We start from the raw sequence: 18,129 nt of genomic DNA on the forward strand, positions 1-18,129 counted from the left end.
CATCCTTAATCACCGTATTAAAAGATGTGTTCAAAAAGTCCATTTGGGATCACGAACTAAAACGATATTATTTTAGCTTTTGCAAATACCGGTATACCGTCGGTTCCGATATGGACAATGCCGCTGCTACCTGCGAAACGCCGCCCTTCAGCAGAAAAACCCCCTGCTCGTTCAGTTCTTTCACGATCTCGATCTTCTCTTTGGAGGATAAACGGTCCGGAGGGATGCTTGTTTTGCTAAGCACGGTAGTGATCACATGCTGAAGCAGGTCATCCGCATTGCCTTGCAAATACTCCTTGGATTGCTTGTCTTCCTGCGGCGAATCGATCGATGTGGGCGGAACAAGCGAACCTCCCTGCAAAATGTGCTGGATCCATTCGGCCGCAGCTTCCATATGCGTAATGTCGATATTCAAACACATGAGTCCGACTAATTTTCCGCTGTCATTTTTAATGAAATATGTGGATGATCTGAAACTCTGTCCAAGCTTGCCTGAAGCCTTATAGTTGGCAATAAACTGTTCTTCATGGTATGCCTCTGCTTTAAGCAGCTTCAAGACGAGGTCAGTCGATGCATCGCCAACTTGGCGTCCGCTGATATGGCCGTTTTCGATAAAAATAATAGAACGCTCGGGGTCGCTGATATCATGGACAACCACCTCGCATTTCGGTCCGATAATGGCCGCAATGAAGGATGCAATCGGGAAAAACTTTTCAAGGAACTGCCGGTTTTCGCTCATCGATAACGTTTGCTCCTTTCCATTCCTTATCTTGGTAAAATTTTATCGTTATAATAATTTATTATCTTGATAAGATTGTATTACAAAAATAAAACGGTTTCAATACCTTTTTTGATAAAAATTTATTTTCGCAATAATTTTTTTGCTCGACGAATCCATAAAGATGCCGCCGAATCAATAACGTTTGAAATCATGACTAAAGTCCTCCATCCAAAGATTCATAAATTCACAAAAATGATTTTGCCAAAATCAAGACATATAGGGTAAAGGTATTAAGAATATGAGTTTTTATTCGATATATAAGATGACGGTATGTCGAATTATACTTCATATTGTCGAATCATATCATTCACATCATAGAGGAGGAACAGCAATGTTAAAAAGCATTCGAATGAAACTGATTCTAGCCTTCCTGGCAGCCATCTTGATCCCTATTACGATCATTGGCGTCATCGTTCACAAAAGCATGGTTAGAGAAATCACCGATACATTCGTGATGGCGACATCCGATGAAATTTCGCAGGTGGACAAAAGAATGGCTTTATTTTTCGATACGACGAAAGAAAATGTAAAATACCTGGCGGATACCCCGATTGTCCATCAAGCGGATAACACGATCACCACCTACATGAACCAAACGGAAAAGCAAAAATCTCATTTCGCTCAAAATGGCGGCATCGAAAGCAAACTTTTTGAAGATTTCGAACGGTTCGCCAAAGCTCATCCCAATACGTCCTCCGTGTTCATGGCCACAAGCAACGGCGGTTACGTTCAATGGCCGGAGAAAGAAATGGCCGCCAAATACGATCCGCGGACTCGTCCTTGGTATAAGGATGCGCTTGCCAAACCGGATGAAGTAACTCTAACCGAACCGTATGTGGATTCGGTAACAGGAGAACTGCACATGAGCAGCGTGTCTGCCGTCAAGGATCAAAATGGCAAAACGATCGGCGTGATCGGACTGGATACGACCCTGGGCAAGCTGGCGGAGCATCTCAAAAGCATCAATATAAAGTCGACCGGGTATGTCGTGCTGCTGTCCAACGACGGAACGATTCTGGCGCATCCGCAGAAGCCGGAGCTCATCTCCAAAAACATTGCCGACATCGGCGTACCTGAACTCGCTGACATTAAAAATAAATCGGCGGATTATTTCAGAATCAATCTGAATGACAAGGATTATATGGCGAATTTATTCTCGTCCAAGCTCACCGGGTGGAAATATTTAGCCTTCATTGAGGAAAGCGAATTGACCGCCGAAGCTAACCAGCTCGGGCGTCTCAATTTTATTACCAGCTCAATATGCGCCCTGTTGTCCATTCTTCTGGCGCTTGGGGTTGCATCAAGCATTACGAAGCCGATTAAAGTCGTCGTTAACAAGCTGAAAGAAATTAGCGCTGGCGATTTTACGGGTGAGGTCCCTGCTTCCGTCTTACGGAAAAAAGATGAAATCGGCATTTTGGGCCAGTCGCTGCAAGCGATGCAGAACTCGATGCGCCAATTGGTTGGGGAGGTGCGAAGCACCGCCAAGACGTTGGCAGCTTCATCTGAACAGTTGTCCGAACATACTGCGGAAAGCACGCGGCAAATTAAAGAAGTCGACTCCATCGTCAAAATCGTCGCAGCCGGTGCCGAGACGCAAATGCGGGGTACGGAAGAGGGTTCGAAAGCGATGGAAGAGATGGCAACCGGCATTCAACATATTGCGGAGAGCGCAGCCAGTATCTCCGAAACGTCATTGGATACAACCCACCAGGCCAATCAAGGAAATATGCTGCTTCAGGAGGCCGTTCGGCAAATGGATTCTATCGCCCAATCCGTGCGAAACTCGGGGGAAATGGTTCAAAATCTGGAGGAGCGCTCCGAACAGATGGCTCATATCGTCGATGTCATTACCCAGATTGCTTCGCAAACAAACCTGCTGGCCCTGAACGCCGCGATTGAAGCTTCCCGCGCCGGCGAGCAAGGCAGAGGTTTTGCCGTCGTCGCCCAAGAAGTACGAAAGCTGGCGGAACGTTCGGCCGCATCGGCACATGAAATCGCCGAGCTGATTGACGTGACAAAGCAGGATGTCAATCAGACCGTAAAATCAATGGAGCTTGTCCGGCATAACGTCGCGGACGGCATATATAAAGTCCAAAATTCAGGCGAAACCATCGAGCGCATTTTAACGGATATTACGGAAATGTCGGCTCAAATCCAGGACACTTCGGCTGTTACACAAGAAATGTCCGCCGGATCCGAAGAAGTGCTGGCTTCTGTGAATGAAATCGCCCATATCGCCGAAAAGAACTCGGAACATGCCGTGGATCTGGTGAAGTTTGCAGATCGGCAGCTGTCGGATATGGCTGCATTGGTTAAAAATGCGGAGCAGTTAAACCAGATGGCGCAAACACTCAGCCAAATGATAGACCGTTATAAACTATAATCGAAAAACGCAGCAAGGCGGAGCAGGAATCTATCCTGCCCCGCCTTATTCATTTTTCATGAACTGCAGCAGCCTATGTGGCCGCGTTTTGTGAAGAATCCGCCGAATTCGCTTCGTTATTAAACATCCGAATCCATTTGAAGCGATTCACTTTGACAATGGCGACGAAACATTTCAAGATTTGGTCGCACTTCAGGCAGATGAACGTAATCAGAGGCGAAAAATTAAAAACGAATGCGCAAAGCGCGGACGCAGGCAGCACAACAAGCCACATAAAAATAAAATCATTATACAATACGAATTTCGTATCGCCCCCGCTGCGAACGATTCCGGTTAAAGCCGGCATTTGATATGCGGTACCTACCACCGTGATCGACAATACCGTCATAAAATGAACAGCCAAAGTTTTGGACTCATCGGAGATTGCATACAGTCCCGTGACATAATCCTTCGTAACAAACAGGACCAGTCCGGTGCCGAGCCCGATCAAAAGATACAAGAGTTGCATCGTTTTGCTGTAGGTTTTAATTTTCGATACATGCCCTTCGCCAATGGTCTTTCCGATCATGATCGCCGTTGCGCTTGCCGAAGCATACGTAATGACGGTTACGAGTTGAAAGACGGTTGTCGCTACGCTGTTCGCCGCAATCGCCGCTTCTCCCATATGCCCCAAAATGGCGGATTGAGTAGCCATCGCGCAAGCCCATAAAGCATTCGCCAGCAAAATCGGCGAGCCGATACGCAAGTACTGCCTGAACAGCTCCTTGTCGACGCGGTAAAAATCCTTCAGCTTAAGCTTGAGCCTGCGGTCGAAACGTTTGATAAATACGATGACGATGCAGGTTTCGATGATCCTGGCCGCAAGCGTGGCCGTGGCCGAGCCGCTGACCCCCATTCGCGGAAACCCAAAATGGCCGTAAATCAGCACATAATTCAAGCAAACATTAATAATCAGCGTGGATAAAGATACGATAAAGCCAATTCTGACGATTTCGACGCTGCGCAAGGATGCCAGCAGCATGTTCGTGACCGCAAAAAACACATAAGAAAAACAAATGATTCTTAAATATTGCGCCCCTTCCTGTATGACCCGCTCCTCATTGGTAAACAGCGACATACAGCCTTCCGGGAGCAGCAGCACGACGATCCACATCACCACGCTAACCAGCAGCGCGATCCGCATGCCAATGCTTGCCGCTTTTTTTACGGCCTCCATGTTTTTTGCTCCCCAGCTTCTGGAGGATAAAATCACCAGTCCCTCCGCCGCCCCCATCACGAGCATCTGCAAAATGAACTGAAGCTGATTGGCCAGTGCCACGCCGGATAATGCCGATTCGCTATAGCCTCCGAGCAGCAGGTTATCGGACAGATTCACGCCAAGGGTAATGATATTTTGCAGCGCAATCATCAAGGTCAACCTGAAAAAAGTTTTGTAAAATGACGTTTCTTTCACCCATATGCTCATGGCATTCCTTCTCTTCTCCATAACTTTGATGTACAGCCGGATTACTTATCTGTCTCATATGTATATTCGTAGTTATTCTTTACAAGCATACCATATCCAGTATGATGCCGGGGCCTGAAAATCGCGGCCTATCTCACAAAAAAAATCGTAATTTTATACGTCCGAAATACGAAAATTAATGCTTGACTTTGTACAGGTAAAACCTTTGCTGTCTGGTTCCCTCCCTTTAAGCTATCCGTAGTGTTAGATAAACCTGCGCGACTTTGGGTTTGCCCTGCTTATACGAGGCTCCCGCTCGATCCCGATCAAGATCATGCCGGCAATGACCAGCAAGCCCCCTGCCCATTGCAGCCATCCGGCATGTTCTTTCAGCAGCCAAACCGAGAGAGTCAGGGAAGTGAACGGCATCATGCCCGAGAAGGCGGCTGCGGTCGACGCACGGCAGCGCCTTATGCCTGCATACCAGCAAATAAATGCCAAGGCGGTCACGACGGGACCATACCATACCAAGGCCAGCCACCCTTGCCATCCCAAACCGGAGAGAGCCGCTAAAGGCTGCTCAACCAGGCAAGGAATCAAACTGATCAGCCATGCCATTGCGGAGACAATCGTCGTCTGCACGACAGGATGAATGGCCTCTTTTTTCATGTTGCTTTGGACTGCTGCTGCGCGGGAAAGTACATTAAACAGCGATTCGCAGCCGGCAGCACACAGGACCAGAATGTTACCGCTGATATGTTCATTGGAAAAACGGCTTTCCGGCATAATCACGCCCTGGATCAACAATATCCCGCAGACCGTGCCGAAGACGCCTAAAATATGGGCAACATTCATCTTTTCACGCAGCACCAGCCAAGCCAAAAAAACAGTTATCGCAGGAGTCGCACCGGTTAAGATGCCGGCCTCCACCGAGCTTGTACGGCTGAGTCCGTAGAGCAGAAACATGCGAAACAGCAGAACGCCAAACGAAGCCTGGCAGAACAGCAGCAGCCATTCTCCTGGCGTCAGTAAGCGAATCGTTCTCAGCAGCTTCGACCCACAAAACGGCAGCAGACAAACCAGCGAGATCAAGAGGCCCATTGAAGTGATCGTAAATGTCCCTAGCCTTCCGCTCACAAACGATGCCGCAACGACAGAGGTGCCGGCGAGCCCAAATGCGCATAACAGGTAAGCATAACCTTTGATTCGTTCCATTCTTAGCACATCCCCGATACAGTATTTTCGTTATCCAAAAGATTGTTATATCATAGAGGAACAAACTGGTACGGAAAAGTACCAGTTCATCCCGAAATCAAACTAACCAGTTGGAGGATTGCCATGTGGGGAATTGATTTGGATCGGAGCCTGGACATTTCATTAAAGCGGCAAATCTATCAAAGGTTGCGGGATCAAATGATAAACGGAACCCTAAAAGCGGGCGCTTCCCTTCCCTCTACCCGCGAATTGGCCAAGACGCTTTCCGTGTCACGGAATACCATTAATGAAGCGTATGACATGCTGATCGTCGAAGGGTATGTGGAGACCCGGCAAGGGGCACCGTCCCGGGTCGCAAGAGGTTTGATTCTGGCCCAAGCCCAGCAGAGTGCGGCCCTGCAGCGTCAGAAACCGGCCTCTGTTCCTACATTCCTGGCGGATTTCAAGACAGGCCAGCCGGATCTGCGCCAGTTTCCGCGCTATGTATGGCAGCGGATATCCCAGAAATCTTTGAGCGAAATGTCGATGGAGCTTCTGGGCTATAGCGGCCCTCAAGGTCTGACGCAGCTTCGTGAAGAGATTGCCGCTTGGCTTATGCGCAGCAAAGGACTGGCCGTTGATGCCCGTGACATTTATATTACCGCGGGCGCCACACAGGCGCTTCACTTGGTTGCCGACCTTTTGTATGCGGACCATCCGGAAATTTTGGTTGAGGATCCCTGCAATATTGAAATGATCCAAACCTTTATTCAGAAGGGATACACGGTGACGCCAGTGCCCGTGGATGCCCAGGGGCTACAGACGGATGCGTTATCTATGGACCATCGCGGGCCGATTTACGTTACACCATCGCATCAGTTTCCTCTTGGAGGCATTTTGCCTGCCGCAAGGCGCGCCGCCCTGATTCGCTTTGCGCGCCGCTGCGGCAGCTATGTCATTGAAGATGACTATGACAGCGAATTCCGATACTACGGCGAACCGGCGACGCCTTTGTATGCGATGGCCCCGGATCGGGTCATTTATATCGGTACGTTTAGCAAAGTTCTATTTCCTGCCCTTCGGATCGGGTATGTGCTCGTTCCCCGCGAGCTTCAAAGCCGCTGGAGCAGGCTGCGAACCTATACGGACGTGCAGAATCCACCTTTCGAACAAGCGGCGCTGGCCGAGTTTTTGCGTACCCGGAAATTTGACCGGCATATCGCAAAGATGAGGAAGTTATACAGAGAACGGCGCCAGGCTCTTCTCGATGCGCTAAGGGACTTTTTTGGAGAGCACTGGCGTCCATGGGGAGATGCGTCAGGGCTGCATTTGGCCGTCGAATTTACCGGTATGGTCTTTGATGAGGCGTTTCGGGAGCAAGCCCGCCGGGCTCGGATACGCACAGTGCCGCTGGAACATCACTGCATGCGGAAAGGAAGGCATGCCGACAAGCTTCTGCTTGGCTACGGTCATCTGGAACCCGATGAAATCCGACTGGGAGTCCAACATATTCAGCGATTTATAGAGGAGTATTTTAAGGAACATGCGCGTATTCGCTAGATTCCTCGTGCAGTAGCGCTGGAAGCCAAAGTCATCTATTATGAATTTTAAGGAACCATGTCAAATAGAATAGAAAAAGGAGCGAAATTCCGCATGAAGGTCAAACGTATCGTCACCAATATACATACGGAGAAAATGGCCGAGGCGAGGCGGTTTTATGAGGAAGTCCTCGGCCTGGAATTACTCATGGATCACGGCTGGATCGCCACGTACGGTTCCTCGGAGCAAACGAGCGTGCAGATCAGCTTCGCCTCCGAAGGCGGTTCCGGTACCCGGACACCTGATCTATCCATCGAAGTGGATGATGTGGAAGAAGCATACAACCGCATGCTGCAGGCCGGATTCAGGATTGAATACGGCCCCGCTGACGAACCTTGGGGCGTCAGGAGATTTTATGTACGCGATCCTTTCGGCAAACTTATTAATATACTGAGCCATCAATCCTAACGTCAAAAAGAAAGACACTCCCTGCCGTCATAGGGCAGGAAGTGTCTTTTGTTATCTATCGGTAAAAATCGGTACTTATATCCCTTTCGATGTTCTGACGCTTGGCAGCAGCGGTCCGCTCGTCCGCTCAACGAAAATCCGGTTACCATACTCCTGCAGCGGAATTCCTTCAAAGATAACCATTCCACGGTCTTCCCCAGCCGGCTTGGACACGGCCACCGGGGTATCCGCCTGCAGCGAACCAAATAACGAGATTACATCGCCCTTGTTGACCTCACGAATGGTTACATTGCCGGATGCGTCCAATTGAATGTTCTCCGTAAATACTTTATCCGAAGGCTCCGGATAAAGCTCATCGAACAATTCAAACGCATAGATGCGCGTATGTCCGCTTCCCTCAACGCTTGTCTGCGCCGGTTCCATGATCTGCAGCCGGATGTAGCGGGCCTTAACCTCTTGCGGAAGGATTCGGTTGACCACGTCGGCTTGATTGCCGGTAAATTCATCGATTAGAGTAAAGGACTCTCCATCCTGACTTGCAAGTATCTGGGCATGCATGGTGTTCCAATATTTCGTTTCCTTTGCTTCCGGATGCCCGCAATTGACCAGCCGGTATTGTTTGATCGACTTCGCTTCCTTCAAATCGACCGTCAAATGAGGACGATGCTCGGAGGAACACCACTTGCCGCTGCCGATGACGCCGTCAATCGTTTTGGAGGCATTTTCGATATCGTTTACGCTGCTGGAAGCGGTCGCTGTTACGCCGAGCGAAGACAGGGCCAAGTTCTTCCGTTTATAATTCATCGCTTTCGGCGCCTGTTCGGTTCCAGCCTTCACGGCTGTCTTCACGATCATATCCGCAATAAACGGCTTGATCAACAAGGTGCCGACATCAACCGTAAAATCAAAAGGATGCTCTTCTTTCAGACGATTCACTTTACACTCTTCCATCGCCAGCAGCAGCTTATGAGCTTCTTCGTTGTGGCGCTCCATTTGAAGCACATTTTCTTCATTCATCGCAGTGATCGCGCAAATGACATGCTGCCCGGCCTCCGCCATCAGCTTAAAAGCTTTCAGGAATGGCGCCAGCTCCTGTTGCAGTCTTCTGTTCAAGCAATGGCTTTCAATCTGCTCCGCTGCCTTTTCCATACGTTCAAAACTTGCCAGCAAAGCGGCAGCAGGCGCCGAAATATCCCGTCCGGCTTCAAATCCTTCCCGCACCGCTAACATGTCTTGTTTAATATCCCAAGATTCATCAAAATAAAAATCCCCGCTTGCGCCGCCGTCATCTTTCAAATAGCTGCAGTTTGACGCAAAAATCTCCAATTCTTCCGCAACCTCGGGCGCCAGCGCCTTGAATGAAGCGGAAAAACTGCGTGCAGCATCAAATGCATCCGTATTCCAGTTATGGTCGGCTATGCAGAATAATGCTTGTTTGGAAGCTTGGGCCTGGTTCATCGGATTCGCGAAAAAGCCGTTGACATTGTCCAGATCGGCGCTTAAGTTTTCAATCTTGCCCATCAAAATTTTCGAATCGCAATAGTCATTGACCGGGTAATTCCACCATACGGAGAGATTGCGGTCAGAGCCGATCTGACGTTTGGGCGCATCATATTGTTCCTTGGAAATATTGGACATGGTGGCCGCCCCGGTCCACATGACCTCGACATCCTCATGCAGCGTGTCCATGAAAGGTTTGAAATATTCAGTCATTGACGGCCCCCAGGCTTCGCAATACCGCGTACCCACCGTAATCAACGGGCGCACGTCGCCTTTAGGTTTCACGAATTCACTGTCGATCCGGTTGATGAATTCCGCCTGCTGCTTCCCGTCCGGAACTCCCACCAAATCGTCGAACAAAACGCCGAATTGGCGTACGCCAAGATCATACAGCTGTTCCAGCTTGCGAATCGCGGAGTGAAAATCATCTTCGGAAGATAAATCAATGGAGTCCCCCGGATGGATCGTCCAAACGAAGTTCAGATTATTGGCATGTCCGGCTGCGGCAAGCCCGGCAATTTCCCGGGCCTTATCCTCCGGATACAGGTCTCTCCAATGCTTGCGATGATAAGGGTCATCCTTGGGCGCATAAATATATGTATTCAGCTTTTGTTCACCGCCGAACCGCATCAGGTCCATCCGGTCTTCATGGCTCCAAGGGTAACCATAAAAACCTTCAACATATCCCCGGTAGAGAATCTCAGGATAATCCTCAATCCGGCATCTCTTTAATCGACGCTCCGGGGATTGTCTCAGCATCTGGGACAACGTGACCACACCATAATGGATTCCGTCGGCGTCGCTCCCTAGAATCGCGATTTGCCCGGCTTCATTACCGCTGACCATCAACATATATCCTTCTCTTTGCATAACCAACCGGCCATGATCCGCGCCGATATTGGCAATAAAATCCGCATTTTCATTGGAAACGAGAACAATGTGGGATTGTCCTGCCGTAAACTGATCGGAGACATGATAAGAATAACCATTGTCCCGTAAAGCTTGTTGCAGCTTGGGCAAAGTGGCCTGTTTCAAGCCCGCTTGAACGACGATATGCACAGTTTCGTTCAGCCTGGTTTCACCGCCGGCAGGAATGACCGCTTGAGGGACTGGATATAGTTCATAGAGATAGCTGTCCATGTTGTTGGAATTATTCATCGGGTTGTCTCTCCACCTCTCCTTATAGAGGTAATTCAAAAAGTCCGCTTTTGATCACGAAGTGAACCAGGAAGCGCGTTCGGCATCGAATCTTGAATTCAGCCGGGCCTTCCGGTACTCACGTACCCACTACGTACGCTCCGCTCCTGAAGTCCCTATCTTCGTCCAATCTTCTCGGTGCTGAAAACCGAACTTTTTGAACTCGCACTCATAACATTATTAATTATTATATCAATGAAGTCATTGCTAGGACACCATTTTGCTCATATCCGCAAAAATCGGGACAAAGAGCCATTTTTCTTGGGACGATCCGGCATATTTCACGTATAATAGGAAAAAACGCTTATTGACTTACACGTATGAAATACAGACCGCGTTTGAAATTCTGTAAGCATTGATGAAGTCGATTGGAGGACATACCATGGGATTGTTTGATTTTATTAAAGGCCAATTTATTGAAGTTATTGAATGGACCGACAATACCAATGAAATTGTTCATCAGTTTCCGGTATATGACAAAGCGATCAAAATGGGCGCGCAGCTGACCGTACGCGAGTCCCAAGCCGCTATTTTTCTGAATGAAGGACAAATTGCCGATGTTTTCGGGCCTGGCAGATACATATTAAGCACCGAAAATATGCCGGTTCTGACAGCACTGAAATCATGGAAATACGCGTTTAATTCACCGTTTAAAGCGGATGTGTATTTTGTGAACACCCGTAATTTCACTGATCAGAAATGGGGTACCACCAACCCGATTATCATGCGCGATCCTGAATTTGGCGCCGTCCGTTTGCGGGGGTTCGGCAGCTATGCATTCCGGGTGCAGGATCCGGCGCTTTTCTTGAAGGAAATCTTCGGAACCCAGTCTTCGTTTACTGCCGATCAGATCGGCGGATACCTGAAATCCCTTATTGTCTCCGGACTAAGCGATCTGATTGGCGAAGCGCGGATTCCAATCATGGACCTTGCGCTACATTATGATGAGCTTAGCTCCTCAGCTCAAGCCAAGCTTGAGCCTGTATTTAATGGTATGGGCTTATCTTTATCAGGATTTTTCATCGAAAATATTTCGCTGCCTGAAGAGGTCGAAAAGATGATCGACCGCAAATCGTCGATGAATATCGCCGGGAATCTGGATCAATACATGAAATTTCAGGCAGCCGAAGCTCTGCGTGATGCCGCAAACAATCCTGATGGCGGGGCAGCCGGAACCGGAGCCGGACTGGGGGCGGGAATGGCCATGGGCCAAATCTTTGGGCAAGCGATGAACCAGGCTGCAGCAAATCCAGCCCCGACACCGGCAGCTCCTGCAGCGCCAGCTCCGGCGGCCGCCGAATCGACGCAACCCTGCAGCTCCTGCGGACATGGGCTTAAGCCTAATGAGAAATTTTGCCCGGAATGCGGTACGCCAAGACCCGAAAAGAAATTCTGCTCCGAATGCGGCGGTACGCTTGAGCCCGGCATGAAATTCTGTCCGAGCTGCGGCAACAAGGCGTAAAGGAGAGCAGATATGACGGTTGAGACCCCTATCCGTTTCCCTTGCCCCGGCTGCGGCGCGCAGATGGTCTTTGACGCCGACAGCCAGCAGCTTAAATGCTCATATTGCGGCAATACGGCCCCTATCGATGTTCCCGAAGACTATGAGGAACCGGTCGAACATGATCTGGATTTTGCAGATGAAAGCGATGAATCGCTGCGAGATTGGGGAACCGAGCAGCAGGTCATCAAATGCGAAAACTGCGGCGCGGAAATGCTGATCCCGGTCCTGCAGACGGCGGCCATGTGCGCTTTCTGCGGTTCGCCCAAAGTGCTGTCGCAAGGAAGCGATGACAGCATCAGACCCGAATCCTTGATTCCCTTCCATATCACGAAGGAAAAAGCCGTCGAGCTTTTTCTGAAGTGGAAAAGGAAAAGATGGTTTGTGCCGAACGCATTTAAAAAGCAGCACATCAATTCAAATGTGACGGGAATTTATGTGCCGTTTTGGACCTTTGACGCGCAAACCGACTCCGATTATTCGGCTGAGGTCGGCATATACCATTACCGTACCGAAACGCGCACGCGAACCGTTGACGGCAAGACGGAAACCTATACGGAGCAGGTCCGGTATACGGTCTGGCATTCCACAAGCGGATCATACAGCCTGTTTTATAACGATGTGCTGATTCCTGCCTCCAGCCTGCATGACAGCAAACTGATCCGCAAGTTCGATGATTTCGATCTGAACGATCTCTCTCCTTATAAACCTGAATATTTGAGCGGATATATCGCCGAACGTTATAATGTTTCGCTGCGGGATGGCTGGGATGAGGCCGAAACGCAGATCGATTCAGACCTTGAGAGCCGAATCCGCAGCAAAATCGGCGGCGACGAAATCCGGAATTTGCGGATCTGTACCGACTATTACGATAAAACATACAAACATGTCTTATTGCCTTTATGGAATGCGACATACACCTATAGGAATAAAACCTATCAATACATGGTCAACGGCGAAACGGGCAGCATAAGCGGCAAGGTCCCGCGCAGCGCCTGGAAAATCACCTTTTTTACCCTTTTTTGCATTCTTATCGTTATCGGCCTGATCTGGTATTTCAATCAGCCATCATATTCATGATTCATACAACAAAAAGACCGATCCGGGTTACCCCGCGGCCGGTCTTCTGTTTTTAAGCATAGGTAGGCTTTTATTGGTTTATCCCCGCGACTTCCGCCACAATCTCATATGAACGCAGCCGGGCTTTATGATCAAAGATCGAAGAATGGATGATCATCTCATCCGCCCGCGTTTCATTCAGGAAAGCCTGCAGCTTCCGTTTCACTTCTTCCGGATTGCCGATAATCGAGGTGGCCAACTGCTTCATGATGATCAATTTCTCCTGCTGCGTCCACAGTCCTTCCATCGACTTCACCGGCGGAGGCAGTTGTCCCGGTTTATTCCGGATCAAGCTTAGAAATTGCTGCTGATGCGATGTGGCAAGATATTCGGCTTCCTCCGTCGTGTCCGCAGCGAACACATTCACGCCAACCATCGTATGCGGCTTATCAAGCACGTCCGATGGTTTGAAGCTGCTTCGGTATTGGTCCAGCGCCGGAATGGTATATTCGGGAGAAAAGTGACTTGCAAAGGAAAAAGGAAGCCCTAACCGTGCAGCCAACGCGGAACTGAATCCGCTGGAACCAAGCAGCCAGATCGGAATGTCCTGTCCCTCGCCCGGAAAAGCCCGCACCCGATTATATTTCGAATCCGGATGAAAGTAAGCTCTGAGCTGTTCCAACTGCTCCGGAAACTCTTCCCCATTTGCCCGGACATCACGCCGGAGCGCCATGGCTGTCAGCTGGTCGCTGCCGGGAGCGCGTCCCAGCCCCAGATCGATCCGGCCCGGGTACATGGCCTCCAGCGTTCCGAATTGCTCGGCAATGACCAGGGGCGAATGGTTTGGCAGCATGATGCCGCCGGCACCAACCCGGATCCTGCTTGTTCCTCCGGCCACATATCCGATCACGACTGAGGTGGCCGAGCTGCCGATGCCCGGCATATTGTGATGTTCAGCCAGCCAATAACGGTGATAACCCCATTTTTCCGCATGCTGCGCAAGGCTGAGCGTGTTTTGGAAAGCATCCGATGGGGTGCTTCCCGCCGTTATCGGGGCAAGATCCAAAACGGAGTAAGTGATCTGATTCAATCTTTTTGTTGTGTCCATCCTATGCACCTCGCTTTAGTGAAGACGTTTGCGTGCTTCGTTGATTTGATGCGTCCGGACCTTTTCGGGGGTCACGTCGTTTCCTTCCGGGTCTACGATCGTTAATCCCTGAAAGGACTTCAGCACCTGCCCGCGGATTTCGCGCAAATAATCTTCACGCAAAACCTGCTGTTCCACCCGCTCGGAATTGGTTAATCCTACTTCACGCTCTTTTTTGGCAAGTTCATTAATACGTCCCAAAATCGGAATCATCCGTTTCCCTCATTTCTAAAATTTATTGTTCAACGATTATTTAACAACCATTTTTTCTTGCACCCATGCTTGCAATGCCTCCAATTGCCGTGTAAAACGTTCCGCCTGCATCTCTTCGGCCAAATGCGCAACAGTCTTCCGTTTGAGGACGGATTTCCAGGCATTTTCAGCTTCATCCATCAGCTCCGACAATAAGCAGCATCGGTCTTGCTCGCACAGTTCAAGCATGTCGTTCAAAATCCCGCTTGAAGAATATAGCGACTGCCTTCCTTCAATGGCGAGGTATACGTCGTAAATGCGAATATCCGCGATCCGCTTTTTCAGCTTAAAGCCGCCTTTAATCCCCGGGACGGAAGCTATCAGATCGGCGCTCACCAGTTTTCTTAGCAATTTCTGAAAATAAGTGGCTGACACGCACAACTGCTGACTGATCGCTTCGCCCGGCAAAACCGCCTTTTCCGGCAGCATGCTCAATATCAGAATCGCATATACGGATTGTTCGACGCCTGTTTTCATATGCATGCAGATTCACCTTGTCTTGCTTATTTTAAAAGTGGATAAAGAATATCCGCTTTATACATTATATTCGATTAATCTATAATTGCAAGCATGCTCGGAAAGACACGCAAAAAACCGGCACAGATCTCCCCTGTATACCGGTTCTTAGGCTCTTATTTAATATATTTGTGGCTAACGAGATCAGCCGATATGGCTTCGGTTGGAATCACGAATTCCACGGCTCCCATGTATCCCGGCGCAACGTCGTATTTATTGAATGCGATGACAAGCTTGCCGTCTTGGTTGATATAGAAGTTTTGGTCTTTTTTGATGGATTTGAATTCATCCGTCGGCTGCAAATCGAGAGTTCCCGTTGTCCAGTACACTTTATCCGGATCAGCTTTCATCTGCGCCTTCATCTGTTCTTTGATATTTTCGCTGATAAGCTGGATATACCGGTCATCCTTAAACAACATCGGCAATGTGATCAGCACCTGGTTCTTTTTGTCGATGGTATCCAGCTTGATTTCTTCGGATGATGAACCTGCGCTTTCTACGACATACCGTTCAATCGCGAGGATTTCTTCGGTGTCCGTTTTGACCTCATAACCTGCGTCCAGCCCCAAATGGCCGTCGCCTTGTTTCTTCATCTCTTTAATTTCCGCCTGGAATTTATCGTACAAAGCCTTGTTTTCTTTGAGATATTTCTCGTTTAATCCAAGCTCTAGCTCTTTGTTGTCGAGATGAGTGATGGCAGGCACCTTTATATTCGCATTATAGTTCTTCTCATCCACCACGTATTCCTTCAGCATAAGCACCTTGATGATCCGGTCAACACCGGGGATAGTCGATAAAGCATTCGCCACAGTCGAACTCGTATTAATGGTTACCAGGAAGATCAGCGCAGCCGCGCCAACGCCGGCGACCCATTTGTATTTGACGTTTTTATTTCTGCGGGCCTTGGTGGATTGCTTAATGGCCCTGCCTACGATCATATCCAGCTCTTCAGGAATCGGTATTTCCTCGTATTCTTTCTGCAACTGGTTTATTTGCATATTCATTTTACTTACTCTCCTTTAAGGATTCGTCTACCATCTTCACCCGCAGCATCTGCAGTCCTTGATAGAGCCTTGTTTTGATAGTATTGACATTCTCACCGAGCACTGCCGCCACTTCATCTATTTTCATGTCTTCAAAATATCTGAGTATAATGACACTTCGGTATTTCACCGGCAAATCATCAAGCGTTCTTTTCAAATCAATGTCTGTATATACATCCTCTGCGCCAGGCGCATAGATCTCGATCGTTTCATGGTCCATAGACTGAACCTTTTTATTCCTGCGCAGAAAATCCAATGCGGTGTTTACGACGATCCGGTAGAACCAGCTTTTGACGGCTTCCGGATTTTTTAACATTTCAATATTGGTCATAGCCTTATAAATGGAATCTTGTACGATATCAAGCGCATCTTCTTTATTTTTCACGTAGCTGTATGCAAGCCGGTAAACATTCTCTTTATGTTCCGTAATACAGCGTGTTAGCAATTTCTCTGTTTTCCTATTCAGCATGTCGTTTTACCCTTCTCTGTATAGTGGCTGGTGTCAGGATTTTCTTGGTAACCCTGTTTTTCAGGAGTAAGACGAATGAATACGGGGAAAAAGTTTGCGAAAAATAAATTTTTTTATTGCCCCAGTGTGTTGATGGCATTAACGAGAATCGAGGCGTAATATTCCGCACCATCCCGCTTCAAAATGGTTTTTTGCGACATAAAAAAAATCGCCAACCTGATACGGCTCTCGCGTACCAAATTGACGAATGCTGTGTAGAATTATTTATCCCAATTGATGATTCTAAGCAAAATGGGGGCTTTATCGTGAAACGTATAACCTGTAAAAAAAGGCGAAGCCATGTTCAGACCGGAAAAACGCCCCTCCCGGATTAGCCGGTCAATCACCTTCCAGAATACAATGGACAAATTGCCTTCCAAATTATTTTTGCACTTGGGCATTCAAAATTTCGGACACAAATTGTACAGGAACATAGATTTTGTTGTTATGGATTACAGGAGCAGCGCCTAAAGCTTTAGGAGCCATTTTGGCGATTGCATACGTATCCTTCCCAATGGCAATTCGCGTCCACACTGCATTTTTATGAAGTTCGACGCTTTTGGCCGCCTTGTTCCATGTCAATTCAAAATTCAATTGATGAGCAACGTCACGCAAAGATACCATAGTGATGCCGTGACGGTTTTGGAATTTGCCCGCTTTTTTCAGATCAAACTTCACGTCCTTCCCCGTTTTGGGTGCTTCGGGTTTGGCACTGTCCGCGGACTGCCCCTTCAGGCTAAAACGGAATTCGGGTGAACCCTCGGAACCTGGAGCGATGCTGTATTTAGGGAAAACGATAACAAGCTCGCCATGTTCGATGTAAAACGTCTGCTCTGTTGAAGTCCCTTTGTAGTCCTCTACGAAATATTTGTCGGGATTTTTTTTGATCTGTGCCAGAATGTCGGCGTCAAGCTTCTCTTTGTAATTTTTCCCGAGCAGATCGGCCAAAGTTACGCGTTCCGCAGCTGCTTTATTTTTTACATTGTAAGTATCGATTCTTGGCATGCCGGTGCCGCCCGTCGAACCTGCGGTGATTACTTCCAGAGAAACGATGCCCGCGGGAGTTCCCGTTCCATCCGATTTGAGGCTGTAGCTGATATAAAGATCGTATGGATTGAGTTTCTGATGATTCGCTTTGGCTTCCGCCGCTGCTTGTGCCGCGTCCTTCTCCCATTGTTTCAGATCTTTCTCCGCATGGGAAAGAATAATATAGTTCAACTCTTCCTGATATTTTTTATCCAGCATTCCAGACAATTGCGGTACTTTAATCTCCGTGTTCAGGTATTTGCTGGCGGTAGTCAGCACCTTCTCATGCACTTTCACGCCAGCTGCCGCAGGTTTCATAACAAGCGCCTTCGTATGCACTGCCTGAGATTGAACCGGGGCCATTGCATGCACCGGAAGATTTGTCGCACTCAAGCCCAAGATGGCCGCGCAACATACCGCACTCATTTTGAACATCATCATAGTTTTCTTTTTCATGTCTTTTATCCTCCAAGCTTTTCTAGATAAGTGCCTTTTGACCACACTCATGGACTAGGACGCAAGAGGAGCATGAAAAAGTTTGGAGCTTCCCAAAAAAAAATTCGAAAAT

15 protein-coding genes are annotated in these 18,129 nt (G+C 48.6%); 5 read left to right on the forward strand and 10 right to left on the reverse strand.

The features are described from left to right. Positions 1 to 67: 67 nt before the first annotated feature. Positions 68 to 739: a helix-turn-helix transcriptional regulator gene (locus L6442_RS18720; RefSeq protein WP_212976595.1), complete on the reverse strand. Its 672-nt coding sequence runs from the start codon at positions 737 to 739 to the stop codon at positions 68 to 70. 373 nt (positions 740 to 1,112) lie between these two features. Here L6442_RS18720 and L6442_RS18725 point away from each other — a divergent pair, with 373 nt between their 5' ends. Continuing rightward, complete coding sequence (locus L6442_RS18725; RefSeq protein ID WP_212976596.1) at positions 1,113 to 3,167, forward strand: methyl-accepting chemotaxis protein; 2,055 nt, start codon at positions 1,113 to 1,115, stop codon at positions 3,165 to 3,167. A gap of 73 nt (positions 3,168 to 3,240) precedes the next feature. On the opposite strand, the gene L6442_RS18730 is transcribed toward L6442_RS18725, so the two are convergent. Continuing rightward, a complete protein-coding gene (locus L6442_RS18730; protein ID WP_212976597.1) occupies positions 3,241 to 4,632 on the reverse strand; it encodes an MATE family efflux transporter in 1,392 nt (463 codons plus the stop codon). A gap of 243 nt (positions 4,633 to 4,875) precedes the next feature. Beyond that, on the reverse strand, positions 4,876 to 5,826 hold the full coding sequence (locus tag L6442_RS18735) for a DMT family transporter (protein WP_212976598.1): 951 nt from the start codon (positions 5,824 to 5,826) through the stop codon (positions 4,876 to 4,878). A gap of 123 nt (positions 5,827 to 5,949) precedes the next feature. Here L6442_RS18735 and pdxR point away from each other — a divergent pair, with 123 nt between their 5' ends. Both pdxR and L6442_RS18745 read left to right on the forward strand, forming a co-directional pair. Further along, positions 5,950 to 7,365, forward strand: a complete 1,416-nt coding sequence (gene pdxR / locus L6442_RS18740; protein ID WP_212976599.1) for a MocR-like pyridoxine biosynthesis transcription factor PdxR — start codon at positions 5,950 to 5,952, stop codon at positions 7,363 to 7,365. A 93-nt stretch (positions 7,366 to 7,458) separates the two neighbouring features. After that, positions 7,459 to 7,812, forward strand: coding sequence for a VOC family protein (locus tag L6442_RS18745; RefSeq protein ID WP_212976600.1), 354 nt, complete (start codon positions 7,459 to 7,461; stop codon positions 7,810 to 7,812). A gap of 75 nt (positions 7,813 to 7,887) precedes the next feature. Here the strand turns inward: L6442_RS18745 and L6442_RS18750 are convergent, their stop codons facing one another. After that, positions 7,888 to 10,470: a glycoside hydrolase family 84 protein gene (locus L6442_RS18750; RefSeq protein ID WP_212976601.1), complete on the reverse strand. Its 2,583-nt coding sequence runs from the start codon at positions 10,468 to 10,470 to the stop codon at positions 7,888 to 7,890. 421 nt (positions 10,471 to 10,891) lie between these two features. On the opposite strand from L6442_RS18750, the gene L6442_RS18755 reads away from it, so the two are divergent. Both L6442_RS18755 and L6442_RS18760 read left to right on the forward strand, forming a co-directional pair. Beyond that, positions 10,892 to 11,971, forward strand: a complete 1,080-nt coding sequence (locus tag L6442_RS18755) for an SPFH domain-containing protein (RefSeq protein ID WP_212976602.1) — start codon at positions 10,892 to 10,894, stop codon at positions 11,969 to 11,971. Between the two features lie 12 nt (positions 11,972 to 11,983). Continuing rightward, a complete protein-coding gene (locus L6442_RS18760; RefSeq protein ID WP_212976603.1) occupies positions 11,984 to 13,090 on the forward strand; it encodes a TFIIB-type zinc ribbon-containing protein in 1,107 nt (368 codons plus the stop codon). Positions 13,091 to 13,160: 70 nt separating this feature from the next. Here L6442_RS18760 and L6442_RS18765 read toward each other — a convergent pair whose 3' ends face one another. The 6 genes from L6442_RS18765 to L6442_RS18790 all read right to left on the reverse strand — a co-directional run bounded on the left by L6442_RS18765 (position 13,161) and on the right by L6442_RS18790 (position 18,017). Next, positions 13,161 to 14,177, reverse strand: coding sequence for an LLM class flavin-dependent oxidoreductase (locus tag L6442_RS18765; RefSeq protein WP_212976604.1), 1,017 nt, complete (start codon positions 14,175 to 14,177; stop codon positions 13,161 to 13,163). 15 nt (positions 14,178 to 14,192) lie between these two features. After that, the gene (locus L6442_RS18770) at positions 14,193 to 14,429 is read right to left on the reverse strand and encodes a DUF896 domain-containing protein (RefSeq protein ID WP_194235482.1); all 237 of its coding nucleotides are present in this window, start codon (positions 14,427 to 14,429) and stop codon (positions 14,193 to 14,195) included. A 36-nt stretch (positions 14,430 to 14,465) separates the two neighbouring features. Further along, the gene (locus tag L6442_RS18775) at positions 14,466 to 14,951 is read right to left on the reverse strand and encodes an RrF2 family transcriptional regulator (protein WP_194235483.1); all 486 of its coding nucleotides are present in this window, start codon (positions 14,949 to 14,951) and stop codon (positions 14,466 to 14,468) included. Positions 14,952 to 15,100: 149 nt separating this feature from the next. Further along, positions 15,101 to 15,988 carry an anti-sigma-V factor RsiV gene (rsiV, locus tag L6442_RS18780; protein WP_212976605.1) on the reverse strand — a complete coding sequence of 296 codons (888 nt, stop codon included), beginning with the start codon at positions 15,986 to 15,988 and terminating at the stop codon, positions 15,101 to 15,103. A gap of 1 nt (position 15,989) precedes the next feature. Next, a complete protein-coding gene (locus L6442_RS18785) occupies positions 15,990 to 16,496 on the reverse strand; it encodes an RNA polymerase sigma factor SigV (protein WP_212976606.1) in 507 nt (168 codons plus the stop codon). Positions 16,497 to 16,916: 420 nt separating this feature from the next. After that, positions 16,917 to 18,017: a stalk domain-containing protein gene (locus tag L6442_RS18790; protein WP_212976607.1), complete on the reverse strand. Its 1,101-nt coding sequence runs from the start codon at positions 18,015 to 18,017 to the stop codon at positions 16,917 to 16,919. Positions 18,018 to 18,129: the final 112 nt, after the last annotated feature.

Source organism: Paenibacillus azoreducens (assembly GCF_021654775.1).
Lineage (GTDB): Bacteria > Bacillota > Bacilli > Paenibacillales > Paenibacillaceae > Paenibacillus_AQ > Paenibacillus_AQ azoreducens.